Below are 7,256 nucleotides of genomic sequence, written 5' to 3'. Positions count from 1 at the left end.
GTGCCCGGCGATGCTCGGCCAGGAGATAGTCGATCTGCTCCAGCCGCTCCTCGGCCGCGATATGGGCGAGATGCAGCGACAACACCCGCACCGGCCCTGCCGGCGTGCGGATCATGCATTCAAGTGCTGCATTGCGGGTGTTGAGCGGCCGCAGCGTGCGGCGCATCGGCAGCGCATGCAGCCGCGACCAGACGATCGGCAGTTTCGACAGCACCATGGTGCCGAACTGGCGGCGCCGGTTGACCAGGCGGCCGTCATGCCGCTCGCTGGCGTCCATGTCGAAGGCCGGGCCATAGACCCAGTGATAGTCGGGCAGCAGGCTGGAAAGCAGTTCCGGCTGATCGTCGAAATTGCTGCGTTGCCAGTGACGCTCGACTTCCTGCAGTGCAATGACGTCGGCGCCGGCAACGATGCGCGCGGCGCGCGAAAGATCGTAGCGCCCGTCGCTGCCGAACCCGTACTGGATGTTGTAGCTGACCAGCTTCATTGCTTATCCGGCTCAATTTCGTGTTGGCAGTAGCGGTTCGATGCCGCGGTTGCAATGTGCAGGAGAATGGACCTGGCTTGGACCAGCCTTGCCCCTGACCGGGATCATGCACCGATCCCGAAGCACTTCGGTATCTTCCGTGCGCCGGAAAACGGCGTGCGATGCCTCAAGTATTCAGCGGCTGGAACCGGCCGGGTGGCGACGCGGCCAGTTCGGTCCAGTCGATCTCTTCCTCAAGGCGATGATAGGCTTCGTCGCCAATCGTCCCATTGCGGCGCAATTCCTCCAGCGCGTCGCGCTGGCTCTTGATCGCATAAAGACGCAAGCGGTCATATTCGGTCGCCGCCTGGGCATCGTCGGGGTTTTTGGCGATCTTGCGTTGAGCGGCATATTGCTCGCGCACCGCGGCCGCCGCGTCCGATGTCTTGCCGCTCAATATGTCGAGCGCCGCCTGCATGACCACAACACGCGCCTGCGCAACCTCGCGGTCGACCGTTTCGTCAGGGTTGAGGTTCAAAAGGCGCAGCAGCGGCTTCAGGCTCATGCCTTGCAGCACCAGCGTGCCGAGGACGACCGTGAAGGCAGCGAGCACGATCGGGTCGCGGGCCGGGAATTCAGCCGGCAGGGCGAATGCCGCCGCAAGCGTCACCAAACCGCGCATCCCGCACCAGCCGATCAGCACGCCGCCACGAAACGACGGAGCGTCACGCTGACGATCAGCCACGCCGAAACGGTCAAACCACCTGATGATCGCGCCGCACCCCAGAACCCAGACGAAGCGTGAGACGATGACGATGGCGAGCACTGTCCCGGCCAGGACGAACGCATCGGTCTGCCCCTGCCCGGCAAGCCGGCCGACGATCGTACGCGCCTGCAGGCCCATCAGCACGAAAGCCAGAACATTGAGCACGAAGACCGCCGTTTCCCAGACGGAATAAGAGCTGATGCGGTTTCTGGCCGGCATGCGGCGCGGCGCGGTGCGGGCGATCGTCATGGCATAGACGACTATGGTGATGATGGCCGACAGTCCGATCCTGTCGGCCAGGATCCAGACCCCGAACGTGCCGGCAAATTGCACCACAGTGCCGCTCGCCGGGTCCTCGATCCGGCCCAGCGTCATCAGAGACAACCGGCCAAGCAGATAGCCGGCCGCAAGACTGCCGAGCGTGGACAGCAGGATCATCGGAACGGCGCTGCTCAGCAGAATGGAGCCTGCTGCCGCAGAAATCGCCATTCGGTAAATCAGCAGCGCGGTGGCGTCGTTAAGCAGGCTCTCGCCTTGCAGAATGGCAGTGATGCGATGCGGCACCTTGAACTGGCCAAGCACGGCCGATGCCGCAACCGCATCGGGCGGCGCCACGATGGCGCCAAGCGCTATAGCCGCGGCAATCGGCAGACCTGCCATCGCCCAGCCGGCCAGCGCCACCGTCGCTGTCGTGAAAAGGACGGCACCAAGCGCCAGCAGCACAAGCGGCACCTTGTAGCGGTTGAGATCGCGCAGCGACGTGTCATAGGCGGCGTCGAGCAGCACCGGCGCGATGAACAGGGCAAGCGCCAGTTCCGGGTCGATCTCGATGGTCGGCACGCCAGGCACGAAGGCGATGGCCACCCCTGCCAGCGCCAGCAAAGAGGGATAAGGAACCTGCACGCGCCGCGACAGCGCCGTCAGCGCAACGGCGATCAACAGCAGAACGAGTGTCAGTTCGAAAAGAACCATGGCCTCTTATAGCCGGGAAGCGAGATTCTGGCAGCGGCAAAGCGGCTGGAAATTGTTGATTGCCCGGCAAGCTCGAGCCGGCAGAAAATACCTCGAATTGCTTCCTGACAAATCGCCGTCCACACCGACATTGAAATCATCTGATATGGGGCTCGCTTAAACGCGGACTTCCCTGCACTGCAGCCCATGCCACGCGGGCGGAAGCATCCTTCCCCCTTCGCTAACCGGGATACAGCCATTCATTCCAAACAAGCGCAGCAGCCTAGTGCAGCACGAGCATATCGCTCGAAGAAAACGAGATCTCGGCCTTCTCACCAACTGCGGGGGGCGGCGTTGCCGGGCTGTTGAACGTGTCGAGCGAGACCGTGTTGCCGCCGATGCCGACACGAACCCGGATGACCGATCCGAGGAAATGCACTTCGGAGATTTCTCCGGATAGGCTGGAGTCACGGCCAGGCTGGCGGCCCAGCGAAATAGCTTCCGGACGCAGCGCCAGGGACAGCGTGTCGCCCGACTTGGAACCGTTGAGCTTGCCCTTGAGCGAGACCTGTTCGGAATTGACCCGCACCGTGCCCGCGGCGGCATCGGTGACGGTGCCTTCCAGCACATTCAGCGTGCCGACGAAATTGGCGACGAACTTGGTTGCCGGCCGGTTGTAGATCTCGAATGGCGTGCCGACCTGCTCGGCCTTGCCGCCATACATGACGGCGATGCGGTCCGAGATCGACAGCGCCTCTTCCTGGTCGTGCGTGACGAAGATGGTGGTGATGCCGAGCTTCTTCTGGATCGACCGGATTTCCTCGCGCAGCGACACGCGCACCTTGGCGTCGAGCGCCGACAGCGGCTCGTCGAGCAGCAGCAGCTTTGGCTTCGGCGCGATGGCGCGGGCTAGCGCGATGCGCTGCTGCTGGCCGCCCGAGAGCTGGTAGGGATAGCGATCCGCCATCTGCGGCAGCTTGATGATGCCGAGCATCTCGGCGACGCGGGCATCGATGTCCGCCCTCGGCATGCCGGCGACCTTCAAGCCGAAGCCGATATTCTGCGCCACGGTCAGGTTCGGGAACAGCGCATAGGCCTGGAACACCATGCCGACATTGCGCTGGTTGGGCTTCAGTCTCGTAATGTCCTTGCCGCTGACGACGATCGTGCCCGCGCTCGGCTCCTCGAAACCGGCAACCATGCGCAACACCGTCGTCTTGCCGCAGCCGGATGGCCCGAGGAAGGAGACGAATTCGCCGCGCTCTACGTCGAGATTGAAGTCCTCCACCACCGTGGTGGCGCCGAAAGATTTTCGAACGTGCTGGATGGAGAGGAATGGGTCGGCCATGGCGTGGTTCTCTCGATCAATTTGGGCGGTTCGCCGATTTCGGCGCGAAGCGGGACAGGATCTGGATCAGCGACATGCAGCCCCAGGTGATGGCGAAGGCGATCACTGCAAGGGCTGCGGGCTCGTATGCACGGTTGGCGCCGATGTTCTGCAGATACGGGCCGAAAGCCGGACGGCTGAGCAGGCTGGCCATTGTAAACTCGCCAATGACGATGGCGAAAGTCAGGAATGCGCCGGACAGCACCGCGATCAGCACATTGGGCAGGATGACGCGGGTGATGATGGTGCCCCAGCCCGCACCCAGAATTTGCGCGGCTTCGGTCAGCGTACGCACATCGATGGTGCGCAGACCGGTGTCAACGGCCCGATACATGTAAGGCAGAGACAGCGTCGTATAGCCAATGACAAGCAACGCGTTCGCACCCCAATTGCTTGCCAAGAATGGCAGCGGCGAGTTCGAGCCGTACATCCTGATATAGCCGAAGACGATGACGATTGCCGGAATGACCAGCGGCAAAAGGGTGATGAATTCGACGATTGGCCTGAGCTGAGGCAGACGCAGCCGGATCCAGTATGCCGCCGGCACCACGATCAGCACCCCCAGGATAATGGTGCAGAGGGCAGCGATGACTGAAAAAAGGAAAGTTGACTGGAAGCGCGCGTCTCCCAGCACGACTTGATAGGCGTCGAAGGAGTGGACGCCGCGCCGCATGCGCAGCGAGAACTCGACCGTCGCGATCAACGGAATAAAGAAATAGGCAGCCCCGACAACAAAGACGACCCAGGCCCAGAACTTACCTGACTTCATTTGAGCCACCTTTCGGACCGAGTCCGAAACCAGATGTAGAAGACATTCGCAAGCCCGGTGATGACGATCATGCCAAAGGCTATGGCATAAGCGAGTTGCGGGTTGTGCAGCACGTCGCCGTTCATCTGCGAGTAGAGCTTGATCGGAACGATATTAAGCGTCGGACCGGCAAACGCATAAGCGGTGGCGATGGCGCCGAAGGCGTTCGCAAACAACAGGATGACCGTACCGAGAAAACTCGGCCATATCACAGGGATGACAACCATGCGCCAGTACTGCGCCTGCGTGGCACCGAGCGTGGCCGCAGCCTCGCCCCACTCCTTCTTCAAGCCATCGATGGCTGGCACGATGATGACCACCATCAGGGGAATCTGAAAGAACAGATAGACCGCGATCAGGCCCGTTGTGGTGAGAAAATTGAAGCCCATCGCGTAAATGTTGATGTTGAGCACGTCACGCAGAAGCGTCGTGACGATACCGACACGGCCGAGCGTAGCCAGGAACGCGAAGGCGAGCGGCAAGCCGGCAAAATTCGAGGCGACGCCCGAAAACGTCAGGGTCGCGGAGCGCGTCCAGCTTGGCAGTCCGCCGCGCACGATCGCGATCGCGATGGCGAGCCCGGCAAACGCCCCGATGATGGCCGACCAGAAACTGATCTTGATCGAAGACCAGTAGGAATTGCTGATCGACGGATCGCTGACCAGCTGCAGAATATTGTCGAGCGTGAACCCGCCTTCACCGTTCCGGAAGGCTCCCACGACGAGATAGAGCGTGGGCAGGATCAAGAACATTAGGGCAAAGATGAAGAACGGCGCCACGCCGATCCATTGCGTCGGCAAGCGGAAGGCGGTCGCCTCCTTCGGCGGCACCGGCTTGGTGGCGAATGCCTGATTTGAAAGCGAGAGATCGGTCATGCGCCGGCTACCGTCTTCGAGGAAGGACCGGGCGGCCTCGCGGCCGCCCGGTGGATTTCAAGTCTTACTTGACGTTGGCGCCGACAGTGGCGTCCCAGTTCTTGCTGATAGCTTCCTTGGCCTTAGCCTGCTCGTCGAGCGACGGGAACGCGGCCGAGGCATAGGATTCCGCCGGCGGCAGCTTGGCCAGCACGTCCGCCGGGATCTTGCCGTTCTTGGCGAGATCGTTGAAGCGGATCGGGTGGCAATAGCCCTTCAGCCAGCCGATCTGGCCTTCGTCGGAGTAGAGGTATTCCATCCACAGCTTGGCTGCATTCGGATGCGGCGCGTAGGCGCTGATCGCCTGCACGTAGACGCCGGCGACGACGCCGGTCTTCGGCACGATGACGTCGACGGGCGGGTTGCCCTTCAGCGTGTCGCGGCCGGCGAGCGCGTTGTAGTCCCAGTTGATCAGGATCGGGGTCTGACCCTGGGCAAGCGTTGCCGGCTTGCCCACGACCGGAACGAAATTGCCGGCGGCGTTGAGCTTCTTGAAGAAGTCTAGGCCAGCAGTGCCGGCAGCTTCACCGGCTGCGGCGCCACCGGAAAGGCCGGCGGCGTAGACAGCCTGGATGGCCTGGTTTGAAACGCGCGGATCGCCGGCAAGAGCGACCGCGTTGGCGAATTCCGGCTTCAAGAGGTCGGCCCAGTCGGTGGGCGATTCCTTGATCAGGTCCTTGTTCACCATGAACGACAGAACGCCGTAATAGTCGCCGTACCAGAAGCCGTCGGCATCCTTGGCGCTGTCGGGGATCGAGTCCCAGGTCGACACCTTGTAAGGCTGGATCAGGCCATCGGCCTTGGCGGTCGGGCCGAAGGACAGGCCGACGTCGATGACGTCGGGCGCCTGCGGGCCCTTGTTGTCCTTGTTGGCCTTGATCGCCTCGACCTCGTCGCCGGAGCCGGCGTCGGGGTTGAGTTCGTTGACGGTGATTTCCGGATACTTCGCCTTGAAACCTGCGATGACATCGCCATAGCCGCACCAGTCATGCGGCAGCGCGATGGTGGTGAGCTGGCCTTCCGCCTTGGCAGCCTTGACGAGATCGTCCAGCGAATCCGCGGACGAAATCACCGTCGACGCGAAAAGCGCCGCGGCCGAAAGGGAAAGCACTTTCCCCGTGAACTTGAACATGTGTTCTCTCCGTTGAACTGACGCCGTTGGACGCCTGCGATGCGGTATCGTTTTCATGTGACAGCCAGATGAAAGCTTTGTGAAAGCGGCTGCTCGCAGTGCGAAAAAGTAAACTCTTTTTAACCTGATGTAGCAATCGCTCCGCGATTCTTTTTCCGGCTAACTAGTTTGTGCCTTGCCCGTCATCCTCCCCCTTGTTTTCATAGCCCCTTTTCAGATCACTTTGCGGCGCGGAAAACGCCTCAGACCGTGCCGGCAATGGCGTTTTCGAGCAAGGTCAGCGCCGCCTTCTTGGTCAGCTTGACCGGGTTACCGCCGGCGGTCGGATCGACCACCGCCATGTCGGCGATCAGCGCCTTGCGCTTCTTGTCCATGTCGAGCCCCTTGATAAGGCCCGGCAGCGCATGCGGCACCTTCAATTCCTTGCGCAGCTTGATAATCGCCTTGGCGAACCCGTCGAAGCCGCCCTTGATGCCGCAATAGGCGGCGAGCCGGCCGATACGCTCCTCGATGGAGTCACGGTTGAAGGCGAGCACATAGGGCATGAACACCGCATTGGTCATGCCGTGATGGGTGTCATAGAGCGCACCGACCGGATGCGACAGCGAATGGATGGCGCCGAGCCCCTTCTGGAAGGCAGTGGCGCCCATGGCGGCGGCGCTCATCATGTGGGCGCGCGCGACGAGATCCCTGCCGTTGGCATAGGCCTTCGGCAGGTTCTCGAAGACCAGCCTCACACCTTCGACGGCGATGCCGTCGGCCATCGGATGATAGCCCGGCGCGCAATAGGCCTCGAGACAGTGGGCGAGCGCATCCATGCCGGTGCCGGCGG

At 62.1% G+C, this 7,256-nt stretch carries 7 protein-coding genes; all 7 read right to left on the bottom strand.

Annotation, left to right across the window (positions count from 1 at the left end; translation table 11 throughout):
• The coding region (locus ENZ75_RS14815) for an endonuclease/exonuclease/phosphatase family protein (RefSeq protein ID WP_348630616.1) at positions 1-487 on the bottom strand (487 nt) is incomplete at its 3' end.
• A gap of 166 nt (positions 488-653) precedes the next feature.
• Positions 654-2,204 (bottom strand): sodium:proton antiporter, encoded by a 1,551-nt coding sequence (locus ENZ75_RS14810; RefSeq protein ID WP_027161381.1) that lies wholly within the window; start codon positions 2,202-2,204, stop codon positions 654-656.
• A gap of 262 nt (positions 2,205-2,466) precedes the next feature.
• Positions 2,467-3,531, bottom strand: coding sequence for an ABC transporter ATP-binding protein (locus ENZ75_RS14805; protein WP_013529688.1), 1,065 nt, complete (start codon positions 3,529-3,531; stop codon positions 2,467-2,469).
• 16 nt (positions 3,532-3,547) lie between these two features.
• Positions 3,548-4,339 (bottom strand): ABC transporter permease, encoded by a 792-nt coding sequence (locus ENZ75_RS14800; RefSeq protein ID WP_063168960.1) that lies wholly within the window; start codon positions 4,337-4,339, stop codon positions 3,548-3,550.
• A complete protein-coding gene (locus tag ENZ75_RS14795; RefSeq protein ID WP_224621361.1) occupies positions 4,336-5,130 on the bottom strand; it encodes an ABC transporter permease subunit in 795 nt (264 codons plus the stop codon). The genes ENZ75_RS14800 and ENZ75_RS14795 overlap by 4 nt, the downstream gene beginning before the upstream one ends.
• Before the next feature lie 187 nt (positions 5,131-5,317).
• Positions 5,318-6,424: an ABC transporter substrate-binding protein gene (locus ENZ75_RS14790; RefSeq protein WP_013529685.1), complete on the bottom strand. Its 1,107-nt coding sequence runs from the start codon at positions 6,422-6,424 to the stop codon at positions 5,318-5,320.
• Positions 6,425-6,666: 242 nt separating this feature from the next.
• The coding region (locus ENZ75_RS14785; protein WP_128278161.1) for an iron-containing alcohol dehydrogenase at positions 6,667-7,256 on the bottom strand (590 nt) is incomplete at its 5' end.

The sequence above is a fragment of the Mesorhizobium sp. M7A.F.Ca.CA.002.04.1.1 genome, assembly GCF_004022805.1.
Lineage (GTDB): Bacteria > Pseudomonadota > Alphaproteobacteria > Rhizobiales > Rhizobiaceae > Mesorhizobium > Mesorhizobium ciceri.
Note: the sequence above shows the minus strand (reverse complement) of the source record. Positions and strands in the feature narration are given on the sequence as shown.